17 protein-coding genes are annotated in these 15,403 nt (G+C 68.5%); 11 read left to right on the top strand and 6 right to left on the bottom strand.

What is annotated here, in order from left to right:
• The first annotated feature begins 674 nt into the window (after nucleotides 1–674).
• The 11 genes from HNR25_RS27250 (at nucleotide 675) to HNR25_RS09010 (ending at nucleotide 7,017) form a co-directional block, all read left to right on the top strand.
• Nucleotides 675–974 (top strand): DUF8033 domain-containing protein, encoded by a 300-nt coding sequence (locus HNR25_RS27250; RefSeq protein ID WP_486387895.1) that lies wholly within the window; start codon nucleotides 675–677, stop codon nucleotides 972–974.
• Nucleotides 975–1,078: 104 nt separating this feature from the next.
• Nucleotides 1,079–1,441, top strand: coding sequence for a hypothetical protein (locus HNR25_RS09055; RefSeq protein ID WP_184634216.1), 363 nt, complete (start codon nucleotides 1,079–1,081; stop codon nucleotides 1,439–1,441).
• A 97-nt stretch (nucleotides 1,442–1,538) separates the two neighbouring features.
• Nucleotides 1,539–1,817, top strand: a complete 279-nt coding sequence (locus HNR25_RS09050) for a hypothetical protein (protein ID WP_184634215.1) — start codon at nucleotides 1,539–1,541, stop codon at nucleotides 1,815–1,817.
• Nucleotides 1,818–1,875: 58 nt separating this feature from the next.
• Nucleotides 1,876–2,145: a hypothetical protein gene (locus HNR25_RS09045; protein WP_184634214.1), complete on the top strand. Its 270-nt coding sequence runs from the start codon at nucleotides 1,876–1,878 to the stop codon at nucleotides 2,143–2,145.
• Between the two features lie 116 nt (nucleotides 2,146–2,261).
• On the top strand, nucleotides 2,262–3,479 hold the full coding sequence (locus HNR25_RS09040) for a DNA polymerase III subunit beta (protein WP_184634213.1): 1,218 nt from the start codon (nucleotides 2,262–2,264) through the stop codon (nucleotides 3,477–3,479).
• 87 nt (nucleotides 3,480–3,566) lie between these two features.
• Nucleotides 3,567–4,448, top strand: coding sequence for an ArdC-like ssDNA-binding domain-containing protein (locus HNR25_RS09035; RefSeq protein ID WP_184634212.1), 882 nt, complete (start codon nucleotides 3,567–3,569; stop codon nucleotides 4,446–4,448).
• A 75-nt stretch (nucleotides 4,449–4,523) separates the two neighbouring features.
• Complete coding sequence (locus tag HNR25_RS09030; RefSeq protein WP_184634211.1) at nucleotides 4,524–4,856, top strand: hypothetical protein; 333 nt, start codon at nucleotides 4,524–4,526, stop codon at nucleotides 4,854–4,856.
• 74 nt (nucleotides 4,857–4,930) lie between these two features.
• On the top strand, nucleotides 4,931–5,446 hold the full coding sequence (locus tag HNR25_RS09025; protein WP_184634210.1) for a hypothetical protein: 516 nt from the start codon (nucleotides 4,931–4,933) through the stop codon (nucleotides 5,444–5,446).
• Between the two features lie 156 nt (nucleotides 5,447–5,602).
• On the top strand, nucleotides 5,603–5,800 hold the full coding sequence (locus HNR25_RS09020; protein WP_184634209.1) for a hypothetical protein: 198 nt from the start codon (nucleotides 5,603–5,605) through the stop codon (nucleotides 5,798–5,800).
• Between the two features lie 301 nt (nucleotides 5,801–6,101).
• Nucleotides 6,102–6,287 carry a hypothetical protein gene (locus HNR25_RS09015; RefSeq protein ID WP_184634208.1) on the top strand — a complete coding sequence of 62 codons (186 nt, stop codon included), beginning with the start codon at nucleotides 6,102–6,104 and terminating at the stop codon, nucleotides 6,285–6,287.
• Entirely contained in the window at nucleotides 6,280–7,017 is a 738-nt protein-coding gene (locus HNR25_RS09010; RefSeq protein ID WP_184634207.1) for a hypothetical protein, read from the top strand. The genes HNR25_RS09015 and HNR25_RS09010 overlap by 8 nt, the downstream gene beginning before the upstream one ends.
• Nucleotides 7,018–7,070: 53 nt before the next feature.
• Here the strand turns inward: HNR25_RS09010 and HNR25_RS09005 are convergent, their stop codons facing one another.
• From HNR25_RS09005 to HNR25_RS08980, 6 genes are all read right to left on the bottom strand, one after another.
• Nucleotides 7,071–7,283 carry a hypothetical protein gene (locus tag HNR25_RS09005; protein ID WP_184634206.1) on the bottom strand — a complete coding sequence of 71 codons (213 nt, stop codon included), beginning with the start codon at nucleotides 7,281–7,283 and terminating at the stop codon, nucleotides 7,071–7,073.
• A gap of 368 nt (nucleotides 7,284–7,651) precedes the next feature.
• A protein-coding gene (locus HNR25_RS09000) for an IS3 family transposase (RefSeq protein ID WP_184639040.1) occupies nucleotides 7,652–8,862 on the bottom strand; the annotation gives its coding sequence in 2 pieces (ribosomal slippage) (nucleotides 7,652–8,562 and nucleotides 8,562–8,862; 1,212 coding nt in all).
• Nucleotides 8,863–9,296: 434 nt separating this feature from the next.
• Nucleotides 9,297–10,364, bottom strand: a complete 1,068-nt coding sequence (locus tag HNR25_RS08995; protein WP_184634205.1) for a C40 family peptidase — start codon at nucleotides 10,362–10,364, stop codon at nucleotides 9,297–9,299.
• Entirely contained in the window at nucleotides 10,357–11,244 is an 888-nt protein-coding gene (locus HNR25_RS08990; protein WP_312862722.1) for a replication-relaxation family protein, read from the bottom strand. The genes HNR25_RS08995 and HNR25_RS08990 overlap by 8 nt, the downstream gene beginning before the upstream one ends.
• Before the next feature lie 41 nt (nucleotides 11,245–11,285).
• Nucleotides 11,286–13,598: a type IV secretory system conjugative DNA transfer family protein gene (locus HNR25_RS08985; RefSeq protein WP_184634204.1), complete on the bottom strand. Its 2,313-nt coding sequence runs from the start codon at nucleotides 13,596–13,598 to the stop codon at nucleotides 11,286–11,288.
• Complete coding sequence (locus HNR25_RS08980) at nucleotides 13,595–15,400, bottom strand: VirB4 family type IV secretion system protein (RefSeq protein WP_184634203.1); 1,806 nt, start codon at nucleotides 15,398–15,400, stop codon at nucleotides 13,595–13,597. Before HNR25_RS08980 ends, HNR25_RS08985 begins: the two co-directional genes overlap by 4 nt.
• Nucleotides 15,401–15,403: the final 3 nt, after the last annotated feature.

Raw genomic sequence — 15,403 nt, 5'->3', positions numbered from 1 at the left:
TCGAAGCGTGTCCACATCTCAGCTGTTTCTGATTTTTCAGGCTGGTATGGCGAAACAATAACCCTGGAATGGCTGTCTCGTGCCGATTTGGTCTCGTGGTGCGCCTGTGTGGCGCCCGGTAAGTGGGATGCTCTGGTAAGCCCAGGCCAAGCGCATTTTCAGGAATGAGACCGCGATTTATTCGTGTGTCCACCGGCGATTATTTCGCCCTTCGGTGGTCTTTATTGGTTCTCCTGAAAATGCCATGCCCCTAGCCGCATCCCTCGCCCTCCTGGCTGGCGGGGCCGGGAAGTATAGGAGTCCCAGGCCACAGGCAGGACTGTCCTGGCCGGCGCCTCCCCGCACTAGTGCCGCAAGTGCGGATACAAATTTCTGTAGGCGACCGGTTGATTCCGGATTTCGATGTTAGTCGCTGGAGTCTGAGTCAGTTTCACTTCAATTGAATTCGCACTGAATGCGACCTCTCGTATTCTCTTTCGAAGTCGTGGTTACATTCTTTCGATGGCGTCTGCCTTGAGTTTGGGTCTGTGGATCCCGTGCCTTTATGTGGGTCCTTTCGGTGAACTCCGATGGCTGCGCGTCGACCAAAAAAGTGGTGCTGATTCGCCTTGATGGCGTTTATAGTACGGCGCCTTTTGGGTATCCTAGTAAGTGGCTAGGCGAAAGGTATCAAAATGGCACGCGCATCCATCAGGAGTGACGCGCGCCGGCTCATATCGGCGCGCAAACCGTTCCGAACCCACGGCGCACTGTACGCTGACGACTTCCCCCGTTCCGAGACTGGCAGGATGCCGCCGGAATGGGCTGAAGCCTACCGTTCCGACAGAGAAGGCCCCGGCATCTCCTATGCCGTCTACTCCTATGCGACCCCGATTGCGTGGGTCCGCTGTGACGGCGTCCCCGTTATCCCCGAAGTGGGCTACTCGGTGACCACAACGCGGCATCAAAACCTGTGCCGCGCCTGGCTCGAGTAGCCGCGTTCGCCGGCTCTGTTGTCCGGCATCACGCGACGCGTTACCGCGCGCGTGGTGCCCACTGCAGGGCTAGGCACACACGAGGGGATAACGAGAGGAGCATCATGAACCGCGTTCGATACGTCGGAGTCCTCCACGATCGCAACCGGGCGTCGATCGGTGATCTTGAATGCGACAGTGAAGCGTTCTTTTCGCTTCGCTACGCCATCCGGGTCATGCGTGCACGGGCGCGATTCTCGAGCTGGGTCACGTCCACTGTGCTTCACCCGGTCTGGTGCGACGGCATGGTCGCTACGCACATGTACACGACCGAAACCGGGGTCTTTCTCGAAGCGACGGAAGACGCTTACCTCGACCTTTATCCGCTGGCGCCCGTCGCTGCACACAAGGGCTGGTCGATGGTCGGGGATCCGGCCTATCGGATCACTCTGGGAACGCGCCTCGGTATCCACTGCGATCGGCACTAGGAAGCGCTGCGGAGCCGGTTTCTAGCGCGTTTGGTGACGCTCCCATCGGGAGCGTCCGCCATGCCCGCTAGAAAACGTCCAGCATAGGAGTATCGGGATGGCGGTCGGTTCGCTGTACGGACGCATTGCCAAGATCGACGACTTCGAGGTCACCCAAGTCATCCACATCTACGCGCGCGGAACGCGCACGTGGGGCGACCGGCGCCGCGGCTCGGTGGTGCGCGTCGACAACGACGGATTGTGCGACATCTACGAAGTCGCTTTCGACGGCAAGGTGATCGGCGAGATCGAAGCCTACGACAACCGGATCCTGTGGTGCCCCGATTTCGACGGGGTCGCAGACGACGTGTTCCGCGCGATCCGGGATCTCGTGTAGCCCAACCTAAACAACGATTTCGGGAGTACGGACCACCGAAAAGCGAAGGAGAAGACAAATGGACGCATTGATGCGGCACGACGTGTTGGCCAACCCGCACGTCAGCGAACGTGAGATTTTCCGGATGCTGGATCGGATCCAGCGGGAGAACGAAGAGCGCCGGCTTGGTGACGTTGAGCGTGAGCTCGAGGAGAACCGCAAGCACTTGAACGGCGCCACCGACGTCTTCGAATGGCAGGTGCGCAAGTACTACCACATGGACCTGTGCGCGTTGCGTCGGCGCTTGCTGGATTCCGAGCGATCGGTGCGTTCCCAGCGCATTCCGTGACGGTTTCTCCCGTGGTCGCGTTTGTGGGTCGCAGGCGGTCGGCCTGTGATCCGCAATCGAGACCACGACCGTGGTCTCGCTCGTGTCCGCATTGGACGCTTCGGTTGGAGGATCCCATGACCACCGTTGCCGAGACTGCTCCCACCACAACAGGCGCTGCGCTGTTCACCGCTTCCCGCGCAGAACTGGCCGCTGCGCTGACCACCGTAGGCATGGCGGTTTCCCCACGTCCCGCGGTTCCCGTGCTGGCCGGCGTGCTGCTGGAGTCCGACGGCACCGACCTGATGGTGCGCGGCTACGACTTCGAGACAGCCGTCAGCGTCCGCCTGGAGGGTGCCGCGGTTGCGCCCGGGCGGCTGCTGGTGAACCACGCCGAGCTGAGCAAACTGCTCAAGGCTCTGGTGAAAGGGCTGAGCAAGCGTGAAGCCGACCGCGCCCGGGTGCGTGTGCGCGCCGACGATGCCGCATCCGCCACCGTCGAAGTCGCCGGTACGACGGTGCCGCTGGAGCTTCTGCCGTTGGAGGACTACCCGGACCTGCCGTCCGAACCGCCGCTGCTGGCGCGTGCCGACCGCACACACCTCGCCGGCGAGTGCCAACGCGTGCTGCGCGCGTGCGGCAGCGACGACACCCTTCCGATGCTCGCCGGCGTGAAGCTCGACCCCGGACCCGACGGGCTCACGCTGGCAACCACCGACCGCTACCGCATCGCCGTGGGACATGTCGGCGCCCACGTCGAGGCGGAGCGCATCCCCGCCGAGGGAGTCCTGGCGCCGGGCCGACTGGTCGGCAGGGTGCTGGCCAAACTCGACGCGGACCAGGTGCGCATCGGCCACGCCGCGGAAGGGCTCACCGAGGTGGTCTCGCTGGCCGCGGGAGCGGTGACGGTGGTGATGCGCACGATCCCCGCGGAGTTCCCCGCCTACAGCCGATTCCTGCCCCACAGCGCCGCGGCCACGGTCGTGGCCGACCGGGCCGCGCTACTGGCCCAGATCACCCGGGCTGCGGCCGTGCTGGAGGCCAAGGGCCATCGCGCCAACCCCGTCATGCTCACCGTCGCCGACGCAGCGGTCACCGCCGCGCCGCAGCTGGCGGAGGGCACCGACCGCGTGCGCACACCCGCGCTCGAGGCCGACGTCACCGGCATCGACGAGCCCCTCTGTGTGGGCCTGGCCCCGCGGTTCGTGGTCGATGCCCTGGAGAGCTTCACCGGTCGAACGGTGACCCTGCACCTGCAGGCGCCCACCAAGCCCGTGCTACTCACCGACACCCCCGAAGGCATCAGCGACCCCACGGCGTTTCGCCACCTGCTGATGCCCGTCCGCCTGAGCTGACCACCGCGCCCGGGCCCGTGCCCCACCGGCACGGGCCCGGGCCGCCGCACTGCCGTTTCCCACCGCGCATGCTGCGAGGTATCCGCCATGCCCACCAGTCCCAAGCGGAGCGGACTCAGCCCGGAACAGCGCCGCGAACGTCTCAACCACGCCCACGAACAACTGCAGTCGGCCGTGGAGAACCTGACCAGCGGCCACGGATGGCACGCCATGCTGAGCGCGCGGGCGTGGCTGCGCCGCTACTCGCTCAACAACCTGCTGCTGATCATGGAGCAGTACCCCGAAGCCACCGACGTGCGCCCCCTCAAGCAGTGGAACCAGGTCGGCCGTCGGGTCCGCAAAGGAGAAAAGGCGATCCGGATCCTGGCGCCGCTGCGCTACCGGAGCGAGGCCGGCGACCCCGACGCCTCCGACGACGCCGACGCAAACACGAAACCGCGGTTTGAAGTGCGGGGATTCACCACCGCCGGCGCCTTCGACGTCGCCCAAACCGAAGGCACCGAACTCCCCGACGCCTCCGCGGCCGATCCCCAAGAGCTGCGCAGCCTGGCACCCGCGGCGCTATGGGACCACGTGGCCACACAGATCACCCGCCGCGGCTACGGGATCGAACGCGGCGACTGCGGCCCGGCCTACGGCCACGTCGACTTCACCGCACGCACCGTGCGCGTGCGTGAAGGCGTGGAGGAGGCCCAAGCGGTCAAAACCCTCACCCACGAGCTCGCCCACATCGTCTGCGAGCACAACACCCGCCCCGAGGCCAGCCGCGAACGCAGGGAAATCGAAGCCGAATCCGTGGCCTGCCTGGTCGCCAACCTCGCCGGGCTGGACTCCCTGCCCTACTCGGTGCCCTACGTCGCCGGCTGGGCCGGTGACGCCGCCACCGCCCACGCCAGCGCCGAACGCGTCATGGCCGCAGCCGATGAGATCACCGCCGCGCTGCAGCACGCGGCCCCATCCGCGACCTGACCCCGCACCGGCGCGGGAGCCGGGCGCGTGGCACCCGGCTCCCGCCCCTCTTCCCGCGTGCAAAGGAGCCCACCGATGGCTGTGCTCACCGTCGAAGTCTTCGCCCTGGCCGACGAGGACGCCACACCCCTGACCCAGCCCCAGCAGTACGGCGTGAGCCAACGCCTCGCCCCCGCAATGGCGCCGCTGCGCCGGCGCTGTGGCACCGACCTCGTCGTCCTGAGCTGCACCCTCACCCCCTACGACGACGGCGTCCTCGTCCACGCCCTCTGCGTGGCCCCCTCCGCCAGCACCGCAAGCGAGGCCATCGCCCACGAACTCAGCGTCGCCATGGCCGCCGAACCGGCCTTCTTCGACACCTGGGCGCTGTATACGGGCCAGACCTGCATCCACTCCAGCGACAACTAACCGGCGCCGCGACGCCGCACCGCTACCGACACCGCGTCGCCCCGCCAGCTGCTCAACCACGCGAGGAGGTACACATGATCACCCTCGTCCACACCGGCGTGCAGGTGCCCCACACCCGCATCCGGGTCACCGACCTCCACCAGCTCGAAACCCCAACCGGCGTCGCCTGGACCGCACCCCTGTGCGAGCAGGACCGGCGGCTCGGCACCATCACCGGCCATCCCAACGGCGGAGCCACCCACTTCCAACCCAGCGACCGCCAGGCACGCGACGTGGTCGAGGGCTTCATTGCCCAATGCCGCAGCCGCGAGAACCAGCCCCTCGACGAGGACGCCGTCCTCACCGCCCTGACCGATGAGTACGACTACGGCGCAGTCGTGGCCCGCGCCGACGCCGACCACATCCACCTCGTGCGCAGCTTCGACCAGTACGGCATCCCCGAACTGTTCGAGCTTCAGACCATGCCGGGCGTGCCTTTCGACTACCGGCTGGCCCGCGCCAGCGCCCCCCACCTTGACCTGGGACCGCGGATCGTGCGCGCCGAACTGTGGATGGGCGACCGATGGGAGGAGTTCTACCGCTCCCCGTGAAACCGCCGATCCAGGCGCCCGATGGGAACGGACACGCCGCTGACTCGGCGGACCCAAACACCGGACAGGCGGGGTCGACCTGATCGCCACAGATCGACCCCTGCCTCGCCCCAGCCGTCTCTGACACGACCTACGTGCAGGAACCGGAGACACCGCATGTCGAATCTCCCCCCGCCGCCCGCCGTAGGCGCGGCGGTGCAACCGGCCACCGGCCAGGTCATGGCCTGGATCGCCCCGGCTGGCCAACTCGCCCACCTCGTCCCGCTGCCGCCCGCACGCGCCCGGGACCTTGCGTCCCAACTCCTGGCCGCCGCTGAGGCGGCCGAACAGATCGAGGACGGTGACCACCAGTGAGTACACGCGGAGCCATCGCCCTGCCCACTCCTGAAGGCGGCTGGTGGGGCCGCTACCACCACACTGACAGCTAGCCCGTCGGGCTCGACACCGCAGCGGGTACGGTGCGCGGAACTGCCGCGTGTTTAGACGCGACCACGCCTCAATCGTTTACCCAGAGTCGCAACCTGGCCTGACATGGCCAACTTTCCGGCGCCCCTCCCTAGCAGGGCAAAGACTCAGCAAAGATGTCAGACGTCCGTGGTTGGGTAGAGAAACATCTAGATAGCCTGACCTCCTAGCCCCCCATGGGAGGGTCTCCATGCCAGCCAGTGTCATCGTCCGAACCGACGAGGAGCTCCGTGAACAGCGGCAAGCGCTCCTCAACGAAGCCGGCATGACCTATGAGCAACTGCAGCAATGCGCTGAGGAGTGGGCGCTAAGCGAGCACGAGTTGTCCCTCTGGAACACCATCCAAGGGATCGACTTCCTGCTCGGCAATGAGTAGCTCATCCGATCAGGCACTGTACGACCAAGCGGCAGAGTTCGCTGACAACCTGACAAGGACGTTCAAGGGTATCCGACCGGATGCCCTTTCGTTCGTCGCTGTTCTGCATCACTCAGGACCCCAGGTTCTGGTGGCGCCGCGGGACAGCGATGGCTTGATGCAGCCAATCGAGTTCACGATCAGCGGGACGGTCCGGCTCCGACTTGACGCCCGGATATGGCTCTGTTGGGACAGGGAAGGCCAGTTCCTCGCCGTGGAGGACTCCAAGATCACCTGCAGCGTGAAGGAAAGGCACCCGGTTCCGCTCTTCCGTTACGAGTACATGCGTAGTTGGACCTCGCCGCCTGCGGCACATCTGCATGTCCACGCACACCGGGACGAGTTCGCCCATCTGCTGCGACTCGGAGGAATGGGGCGCGGCGGCGCGAAGGCCAAACAAGACAAGATCGCACGACTCCAAGAGATCCACTTTCCTGTAGGGGGCCACCGCTACCGGCCATGTGTCGAGGAAGTGCTGTGGATGCTCATCGAGGAGTTCGGGGTCGACTGTGCTGCTGGCTGGGAAAAGGCGTTGACCGAGGGTCTGGAGCGCTGGCGAGGGATACAGCTTCGTAGTGCGATCCGCGACAATCCAAGGATCGCATCGGCTGCCTTGGAAGCTCTCGACTACACGGTTACGCCTCCCGACAGCGGCCACGTAAGGACAGGCTCCAAGTTTCTGGGGCGGTAGAGCAACCGGCCGTGAGGCCCGGCACCATGTAGTGCGTGCCGGGCCTGCGTGTGTCAGTCCTCTTGGAGACTTTGCCAGACATCGGAACGCCAGACGAAGATCCCCGTCGTTCCATGCCCGTACCAGCTCGGCTCCATCGCCACATAGAACGCGTCGTCCTCCAGGAGCCAGCCGATGCTTTCACGAAGAGTTTCAGGGCTGCCATAGGGCTGCGTGAGGAGCAGCGCGGGCTCGCCGTCGCGCGTCCACCGGGTGGTGTGGTCCATCCACCCGAGCGGGCGGCAATCTGCCTCCTGGCACTGCCCCGAGCGTAGCCAGTGGAGTTGTTGACAGCGCGTTCCCGAGTGCTTCACGCCAAGGGACTCGGCCCACCTGATGAGATCAATGCGCGCTTGGACGTCGATGTTTGGCCCATAGGGCCATCCGTCGGGGATGACTCGTTGTGCCCTGTGGTCAAGGTCGTCCAGGGTGCTACGCCATTGCGATGGGATGTGTTGCTGGCACGCCCGGTGTCCATCGGGCAAGTTCAGGCCATGGTCCTTGCATTGGTGGCAGTCCGGGTTTACTGGCTCCATGCGGTCTGGACTCCTTCTAGTTGGTCGGGGGTTCCCCCTTGAGTGTGGACACCCGGTAATCAGGCAGCCAGGTGCAGCTTAGCGGTTCGGTGCTCGTAGACGGCGGGGGCGAGGTAGCCGATCGCCGAGTGCCTGCGGCGGGTGTTGTAGCGGTTGATCCAGGAGAACACCGCCATGCGCGCCGTGTGCGGGCTGGGCCACCGCTTCAAGCCGGGCCCCTGGAGGGTTTCGCGTTTGAGAGTGGCGTGGAAGGCCTCGGCCGCGGCGTTGTCGGCCGAGGAGCCCACCGCGCCCATCGAGCGCACCACCCCCAGCTCCGCACACTGTGTCTGGAACCGCCGGGAGGTGTATTGGGCGCCGTGGTCGGTGTGGAAGACCGCGCCGTCCAGGCAGCCGCCCCGCGCGCGCCGGGCCCCCTCCAACGCATCGCAGACGAGTTCGGCGCGCATATGGTCGGCGATGGACCAGCCCACCACCCGCCGCGAGTACAGGTCGATCACCGTGGCCAGGTACAGGAACCGGTCGCCGTCCACGGGCAGGTAGGTGATGTCGCCGACATAGCGGGTGTTGGGCGCCTGGGCGGTGAAGTCGCGGCCCAGCAGGTCGCCCGCCGGGGCCGTGGCGGGCTCGGGCACCGTGGTGCGCACTTTCCTGCGCAGGTGCAGGCCTTCGATGCCGGCGGTGCGCATCAGGCGCTCCACCCGCTTGTGGTTGATTACGTGGCCCTGCTCGCGCAGCTCGGCGGTGATCCTCGGCGCCCCGCAGGCGCGGTCGGCCGCGTGGATCGCCGCGATCCGGGTGGTCAGTTCGGCGTCGGCGGCCGCCCGCTGTTCACGCGCGCCTGCGCGGGCCCGCCAGGCGTAGTAGCCCGAGCGCGACAGCTGAAGCACCGCGCACAGCCGCTTGGCGCCGTAGGCGCCCTGGTGGTCCTGGACGAAGCAGAAGCGGCTCACTGCTTCATCTCTCCCGCGAAATAGGCGGCCGCCTTGCGCAGGATCTCGCGTTCCTTCTCCAGTTCGGCGATCTGGGCGCGCAGCCGTTTGTTCTCCTGCTGCAGCGGCTCGCCCGCGGGCGCGGCCTCTGCCGGGCGGGGGTGGGCCGGCGCGGCCGTCGCCGAGCGCTGCCTGTCGTCGATGCGGATCCAGTTGCGCAGCGTCTCGCGGTTGACGCCGAGCTCGTCGGCGATCTCGGCGATGGTGGCGCCGGGCCGGGACCGGTACAGCGCGACCGCGTCGGCTTTGAACTCGGCCGGATAGTGCTTCATGGCCATGGTGGTGGACTCCTCCTTGGTTTCCATTGTCGGAGATGTCCACTACTCAGGGGGAGGCTCCGTCGGGTGATGATGCCTTCTCGTGTGTCAGGTCGTTGGTGGTTGCTGGATTGATGTACCGGACTGTCGGGACAACCACTGTCGGTGGTTGCAGGAGTCGTTGCTACTGCCCGGTAATGGTTACTGCCGCACCGGAGCTGCCAATTTCCGCCACCAGCAAGGATAGCCTCTGCTTCTCCAGGCACCAGCTTTCCCAACGGGCCCGGTGGAACAGCGACGTACCGAGTCGCGCACCGGAGAGCCTTCCGCATCAACCAGAGTTCGGCCCAGAAGGAGGAGTGGCCAGTCGAAACCGGCCACTCCTCGGCCACTACCAACGTTGACTAGACGAAAGGTGACATGGCCAATGCCCAATCTTAGCGCTTACGACCTTGCTATGGGGATGGTCGAACGGCGCCCATGAACCGCGGGCTGTAGAAGTCATCCTGCACGGGTTGGGTGCGCACGGTCTGCCCGGGTGACGGGGCGTTGACCATCTTCCCGTCGCCGATGTACATCGTGACGTGGCTGGGGGCGGGGCCGGGGGCGCCGGCGTCGGTGGTGTCGTAGAACAGCAGGTCCCCGGGCTGGAGCCGTTCCGGGCTGACGTGTCGGCCGGCTCGGTACTGGTCGGTAGTGACGCGGGGGATGTCGATGCCGGCCGCGGCCCAGGCCTGCATGGTCAGGCCGGAGCAGTCGAAGGCGGCCGGGCCTTCGGCGGCCCAGACGTAGGGTTTGCCGACCTGGCGCAGCGCCCACTCGGCTGCCGCCTGACCGTGCGAATTGCCGGCGCCGCTTCCCGCGGACACCCGGATGGCGTCGAAGCGGTCGATGGCTTCCAGCACGTCTTCGACGTAGGCCTGGCTGTGGTTGTAGCGGTACAGCGCGTCGGCCAGTTGGCCGCGGTCGGTGAAGTCGACGCCGCCCGGTCCGGCGCTCAGGCACAGTTCCCGCGCGCTGGCCAGCGCCGAGTCGTAGGCGTTGTGCGGATCCTTGACGCCGTCGCCGTTGCCGTCGGCGCCGTAGGTGTCCCAGCCCGAGGGCAGGTGTTGATTGGGGCCTACCGCGCGGTCGTATTCGGTGTCGCCGTCCCACGTGCCGTTGTCGGTGTCGTAGTGCGGGGTCAGATTGCCGCCGACGCCGGAGCCGTCCAGGCGGGGGCCGATCATGGGCGGGGACACGTCGCCGTTGGGGGCGATGTCGTGGCCGGCCAGCAGAGAGGACTCGATCTTGCCGATGCCGGCGAGGATCTGCCACCGCATCCCCGAGCACTGCGGCTGGGTCTCGTGCAGCCTGGCCGCGGCGCCGGCGTAGGCGTCCAGCAGCGTGTCCGGCACCCCCGCGACCTCCTCGGGCGCCGCTGCGGCGGTGGGGGAGGAGACGGCGGTGAGGGCGGAGACGGCCACGGCGGGAACGAGCAGGGCTGCGGCGCCCACTGCGACGCCGCAGCCGAGGCTAGCCAACGTCCTCCTCCTCGGCGGTGTGGTCGAACAGCATCGGCTGCTCGGCGGTGTGGTCGGGGGCCAGGTCGATGAGGCGGCGCGGGTGCAGATGGGGGTCGTCGGCGCGCACCCAGACCGCTTCGGCCGGGTGGGCCTCGTGGGTGGCGGTGGCCACCGCAACTGCGGGGCGGGATCCGAGGGCGCGGCGCAGGTGGGCTTCGCGGCGCCGGCTGGGCAGGTGGAACAGCACGACGAGGGCGGTGGCGGTGGCCTGGGCGAGTTCGCCGTAGGCCTCGACCTTGTCGACCAGGCGGCGCAGGCGTTCGGTGCCGGTGTCGTATTCGAGGAAGAAGCCCACACTGCGGCCGTCGGTGGTCCAGGTGCCGGCGCCGTCGGGGCGGACGATGTCGCCGTAGAGGTCGGCGCACTCGGCTTCGGTCCACCAGTCCAGGTGGGCGTCGTGGGCCGCGGTGCGGGTGTGGGCGTAGAGATCGGTGAAGACCTGGTTGAGGCCGCGCAGGTGGCCCAGTGCGGCGGAGGTGGCCGGGGCCAGGGCGCGGTCGCGGCGGTAGCCGAATTCGCGCAGTGTCTGCCCGTGTTCGGCGGCGAGGATTTCGGCGCCGGGGGTGTCGAGGACGTAGTGCCAGGGGGCGCCGCCGCGGGGGTTCCAGGGGCGGATCCGGTCGAGGGCGCGTAGGCGGTGCAGGGTGGCCAGGCGCTGTTTGGCGGTGTTGTAGGCGTTCCAGCCCAGGGCGGTGAGCTGGTCGGTGGTCAGGACCTTGTGGCGCCAGATCAGGCGCATGATGTGACGGTCGCGGTCGGTCAGGCGGGCGACGAGCGTCTTGATGACCTCCGGCGAGCTGCGGGGTCGGACGGGGGTGTGGTGGTCGGGGCGCAGCACAACGGACAACGGGTTCGCCTCCTTCACACGGCGCGGTGGGGTTACTGGGGTTGGCGGGTGTGGTTGGTGCGGGCGGCCTTGCGCACGGCGGTGGCCCGCCCGCGGATCGGTGCGGGCAGGGGTCGGGTGCGCAGGGTGAAGGCGGGGGTGAGCGCGCCGTGGGCGACCAGACGGGTGGCGGCCTGGAACCGCGCCAAGTGACTCAAGTCGTGTTCGCCGAGTTCGGGCTGGACGTGGCGGGCCAGGGCGCGGGCGTCTTCGGGGGAGACGTCGAAGAAGATCTTGGAGCGGGCGTTGGTGGAGGTGGCCTCGCGCAGCTCGCGGGGCAGCTGGGCCAGGTCCTGGTGGGCGATGGTGAGCCCGGCGCGGTAGGCGCGGGCTTCGGCGAGCATGTCGCCCAGCCCGTAGGGCAGGGTCAGGAAGTTGTGGGCCTCGTCGAGATAGAGGTTGATGTCGCGGCGTTGGGCTTCGCGTTGGCCGGCCCGGGCCAGCACGCCCTGCCATACCTGGGCCAGCACGAGCGAACCCAGTAGGGAGCTGGTGTCTTCGCCGAGGACGCCTTTGGGCAGGCGGGCGATGATGATCGCGTCCTCGTCCAGCAGGGGTGCCAGGTTCAGACTGTGCTGCGGGCGGGCGGCCAGCAGGTCGCGGGCGAAGTCGCGCAGCAGCACCGCGCGCAGCTTGTTCATCAACGGGGCGGTGGCATGGGCACGGGCCGGCTCGGACAGGCCCTCGTACCAGGACCAGAATCCGGCCAGCACCGAGGTGGGTTCCAGGTGGGCGGTGGCGCGGCGGCGGAAGCTGCTGTTGTCGAGGAGTTTGGGGATGTTGGCCAAGCTGGCCTGCGGGGTTCCGGCGAGGGTGAGGACGGCCGAGCGCAGGATGTCGTCGGTGCGCGGCCCCCAGGAGTCGGCGAAGATGCGCTGGAACACCCCGGTGATGGTGTCGGCGGTGCGCACCGGGTCACTGCCGGCCAGCACGTTGAGCGCGGGCGGCGGGGCGTCGTCGTCGGGATCGATCAGCACGACCCGGTCCATCGCCTTCTCGGGGATGCGGGGCAGCAGCAGGTCGGATTCGCCCTTGGGTTCGATCATCACCAGCCCGCGGCCTTTGGCGATGTCGTCCAGGGCCATGTTCATCAGCAGGGTGGTCTTGCCGGTGCCGGTTCCGCCGATGATGTGGGTGTGCTGGCGCGCATCGGCGGCGTGTTGGGCGATGGTGCGGCGCTTGGACTGTTCCGCCGTGCCCAGCAGCCGCGCCTGTGGGGAGTCGGCGGCCACCTGGGGCGGGGGCGGAACCGGGCGGGCCGGGGCGCGCTGCAGCCCCGGCACGGTCTCATCGAGGGGCAGGTGCGCAACGGCGGCCAGTTCGGCGGCGGTGAGCAGGTCGCCGTGGCCCATGAACCGCACCGTCGCCAGCCACTGCGGGGCCAGCAGCATCCGGCGGCGCTGGTAGTGGTTGTAGCCGCTGAAGACCGCGAAGGCCGCGGCCAAGGCGTGGGAGCGGCCGCGGCGCGCCTGGCGAGCCTGCTCACCGTCGCCCGTGGAGGAGATGAGGTAGCGGATGTGGGTCTCCAGCCGCGGCTGGGTGGCCTTGTGCACGATCGCGCGGATCTCGCTCGAGGCCTCCGGCGAAGGCCCGTGCCGACGCGGCCGGTGGCCGGGGGCGAAAGGGTCTGCGGTCTCGGGCGCGGTGTGGCGCAGCCGGTGGGCGGCGCGGCCCGCGCGGCGCAACCGGGCCCCGGTGATGGGGCGCACCGCGACCTGCACCAGGATCTCCTCGTCGCCGACGAGGTCGCCGGCCGCGCCGATCAGCGCGCGCACCGGGTCCTCGTCGTAGCCGGTCTCGATGGGGTAGTGGTCGGGGCGCGCGAGCCGGACTCGCCCGCCCCGCACGTGCTGGTCGGCCTCGGGTGGGCGGACGGGATGGGTGGTGGCCGCGGCGCCGGGCCAGGAGGACGTGATGGCGCGCTCGACCAGACCGGGCGGAATCGGGCCGGGTATCCACATGCGGATGCCCAGCCCGGTGGTGGTCATGGCGTATTCCCACACCACGTGGGGTTGGCCCAGCAGTGCGCGTTTCCAGACCGGGCGCAGGGTGCCCAGCATTTGGCGCCACAGGTGCACCGCGCCGGCCATGTCGCTTTCGGGCGGGGGCAGGATCTCGATGAGGCGGGCATCGCGAGCCCAGCGACGGTGCCGCAGCCAGGAGGCGGCGGCGCGCGCGGCCAGCAGGGCGGCGACGATCATCAGCGCCGCGGATAGGAGATACCACCCATAGGTGGTGATCAGGAAGAACAGGAACTCGGCGAGTGCGGTGGGCAGGCGGCCCAGTTCGGTGAGACGAGGGGTCATAGCAGGTCGTCCTCCTCGGCGGTGTCGACGTCCAGTTCTGTGGAGCCCTCGTCGGAGCGGGCGGGATGGGCGAACTCGGCCGGATTGGTCGTGACGAGCTGGTGTTCGGCTTGGCTGGCGACCACGCGGAAGGCCACCCGGCGCTGACCGCTGCACAGCAGCGCGTCCCCAGGTGAAGCGGTGAGCAGGTGCCGGCGCTCGCCGTCGGACAGCGCGAAGGAGTCGGCCATCTGGTCGATGGCCTGGGGCGCCTGGCGCATCAGGATCTGGGTGGCGGAGTTGGCGACGACGGCTTTGCCCAGCTCGGATCCGAGCACGTCGGCGGCGTCCTGAGTGGCTACCGTCAACCCGACCCAGCGTTTGCGGGCGGCCTTGGCCAGGCGGAACAGGAACTTCGCGCCCTCGGGCTCGGACATGAGCAGCCAGCCCTCATCCACCAGCACCATGCGGGGGTGATCGGGGGCGGCATCGGCGACGGTGCGCCAGATCGCATCCAGCGCCAACAGGGTCCCGGTGGCCTTGAGCTCGTCGGGCAGATCCCGCAGCGACCACGACACGAGATGGCCGGAAGGCCGCCGGGTGGTCGGGGCGCGAAACAGCTCGCTGTAGGAACCCGTGGTGTAGGGCGCGAGCTGGACGGCGAGGTCCTGGCCGTGCTCGTCGCCCTCGTTCTCCAGGGTCGCGACCAGGTCGGCCAGCAGCGGGGCGGGACGGTTCCAGGTGCGCTCGTCGGCGGTGATGCCCGCGGCCCGGTAGGTGGCGATCAGCGCCTGGTCCAGGGCGGCGCGCTGGCGCGGGCCCAGGGGACCGCCGAGCATGACCGCCAGCAGGGTGTGCAGGAACAACGCCCGCCGACTCAGGGCGTCGCGGTTCGCGGCCTGATCGAGGGCGAGGTCCAGGGGGTTGAGGTGCACCCCGGGCTCGCCCAGCCGGATCGTGGTTCCGCCCACGGCCTCGGTCAGCCGGCTGTATTCGTCTTCGGGATCGATGACCGCGGCCGTGATCCCCGCATACATCGACCGGAGCAGGTCGAGTTTGCAGAAGTAGGACTTGCCGGCGCCGGAGCGGGCCAACACGACGGTGTTGTAGGTGTCCAGAGCCCACCGGTCCCAGACCACCACCCCCGAGGAGTCGGCGTTGAGACCGTAGAGGACGGCGGTGGGCGAGGTCTCGACCGCCACGTCGGGGGAGGCGAACGGGTAGGCCGCCGAGAGCGCATGGGTGTCCATGCTGCGGCGCTGGCCCAGCAGATCCACGCCCGTCGGCAGGGCCGAGACCCAGCCCTGCAGTTGGCGGTAGGAGGCGGGGCGGGCGTCGATCAGCATGGAGGAGGCCAGCGACTGGACGTGGCCGACCTCCTCGTCCAGCTCCTCGTCTGATGCGGCGTGGACCGTGACCGACAGCCCGACGCGAAACAGCTTGCCGTCCCCGCGGGCCAGGGAGGCGGCCATGTCGCGTGCGTCGTCGGCGGCGACCTCGGATTCGAAGTCCTCGAGCTTGCCCTGTTCGGCCCCGGTCTGGTTGGACGATTCCAGCCGGGCCATCTGGCGGCGCAGCCGGTCGGCGGCCACCTTCGGCGGGACCGGTTCGATGTGCAGGCTCACGTCGAGGCGGCCGGGGTAGGTCAGCAGCGGTTCCAGCCAGGCGTGGCCGACCTCGGCCGGATAGCCCGTGACGACGAAGGAGGCCGCGGCGCCCTCGCCCAGCCGCATGCGGCGCTGGCCGATCTCGACCTCAGCATTAACAGGGCCCGACCCGGTCGCCGTCCGGTGCGCCCGCCGCGTTCGCAATAGTCGACGCATGGT

Origin of the sequence: Streptomonospora salina (assembly GCF_014204715.1) — a bacterium.
Classification (GTDB): domain Bacteria; phylum Actinomycetota; class Actinomycetes; order Streptosporangiales; family Streptosporangiaceae; genus Streptomonospora; species Streptomonospora salina.
This window is presented reverse-complemented; position numbering and strand designations above follow the sequence as displayed.

Excerpts from the sequence above, each read along its gene's own strand:
- HNR25_RS08985 (WP_184634204.1), bottom strand. The coding sequence starts at position 13,598 with ATGACCCCTCGTCTCACCGAACTGGGCCGCCTGCCCACCGCACTCGCC.
- HNR25_RS09035 (WP_184634212.1), top strand. The coding sequence starts at position 3,567 with ATGCCCACCAGTCCCAAGCGGAGCGGACTCAGCCCGGAACAGCGCCGC.
- HNR25_RS09005 (WP_184634206.1), bottom strand. The coding sequence starts at position 7,283 with ATGGACCACACCACCCGGTGGACGCGCGACGGCGAGCCCGCGCTGCTC.
- HNR25_RS09010 (WP_184634207.1), top strand. The coding sequence starts at position 6,280 with ATGAGTAGCTCATCCGATCAGGCACTGTACGACCAAGCGGCAGAGTTC.
- HNR25_RS09055 (WP_184634216.1), top strand. The coding sequence starts at position 1,079 with ATGAACCGCGTTCGATACGTCGGAGTCCTCCACGATCGCAACCGGGCG.
- HNR25_RS09020 (WP_184634209.1), top strand. The coding sequence starts at position 5,603 with ATGTCGAATCTCCCCCCGCCGCCCGCCGTAGGCGCGGCGGTGCAACCG.
- HNR25_RS09015 (WP_184634208.1), top strand. The coding sequence starts at position 6,102 with ATGCCAGCCAGTGTCATCGTCCGAACCGACGAGGAGCTCCGTGAACAG.
- HNR25_RS09030 (WP_184634211.1), top strand. The coding sequence starts at position 4,524 with ATGGCTGTGCTCACCGTCGAAGTCTTCGCCCTGGCCGACGAGGACGCC.
- HNR25_RS09040 (WP_184634213.1), top strand. The coding sequence starts at position 2,262 with ATGACCACCGTTGCCGAGACTGCTCCCACCACAACAGGCGCTGCGCTG.
- HNR25_RS08980 (WP_184634203.1), bottom strand. The coding sequence starts at position 15,400 with ATGCGTCGACTATTGCGAACGCGGCGGGCGCACCGGACGGCGACCGGG.
- HNR25_RS27250 (WP_486387895.1), top strand. The coding sequence starts at position 675 with ATGGCACGCGCATCCATCAGGAGTGACGCGCGCCGGCTCATATCGGCG.
- HNR25_RS09045 (WP_184634214.1), top strand. The coding sequence starts at position 1,876 with ATGGACGCATTGATGCGGCACGACGTGTTGGCCAACCCGCACGTCAGC.
- HNR25_RS09050 (WP_184634215.1), top strand. The coding sequence starts at position 1,539 with ATGGCGGTCGGTTCGCTGTACGGACGCATTGCCAAGATCGACGACTTC.
- HNR25_RS09025 (WP_184634210.1), top strand. The coding sequence starts at position 4,931 with ATGATCACCCTCGTCCACACCGGCGTGCAGGTGCCCCACACCCGCATC.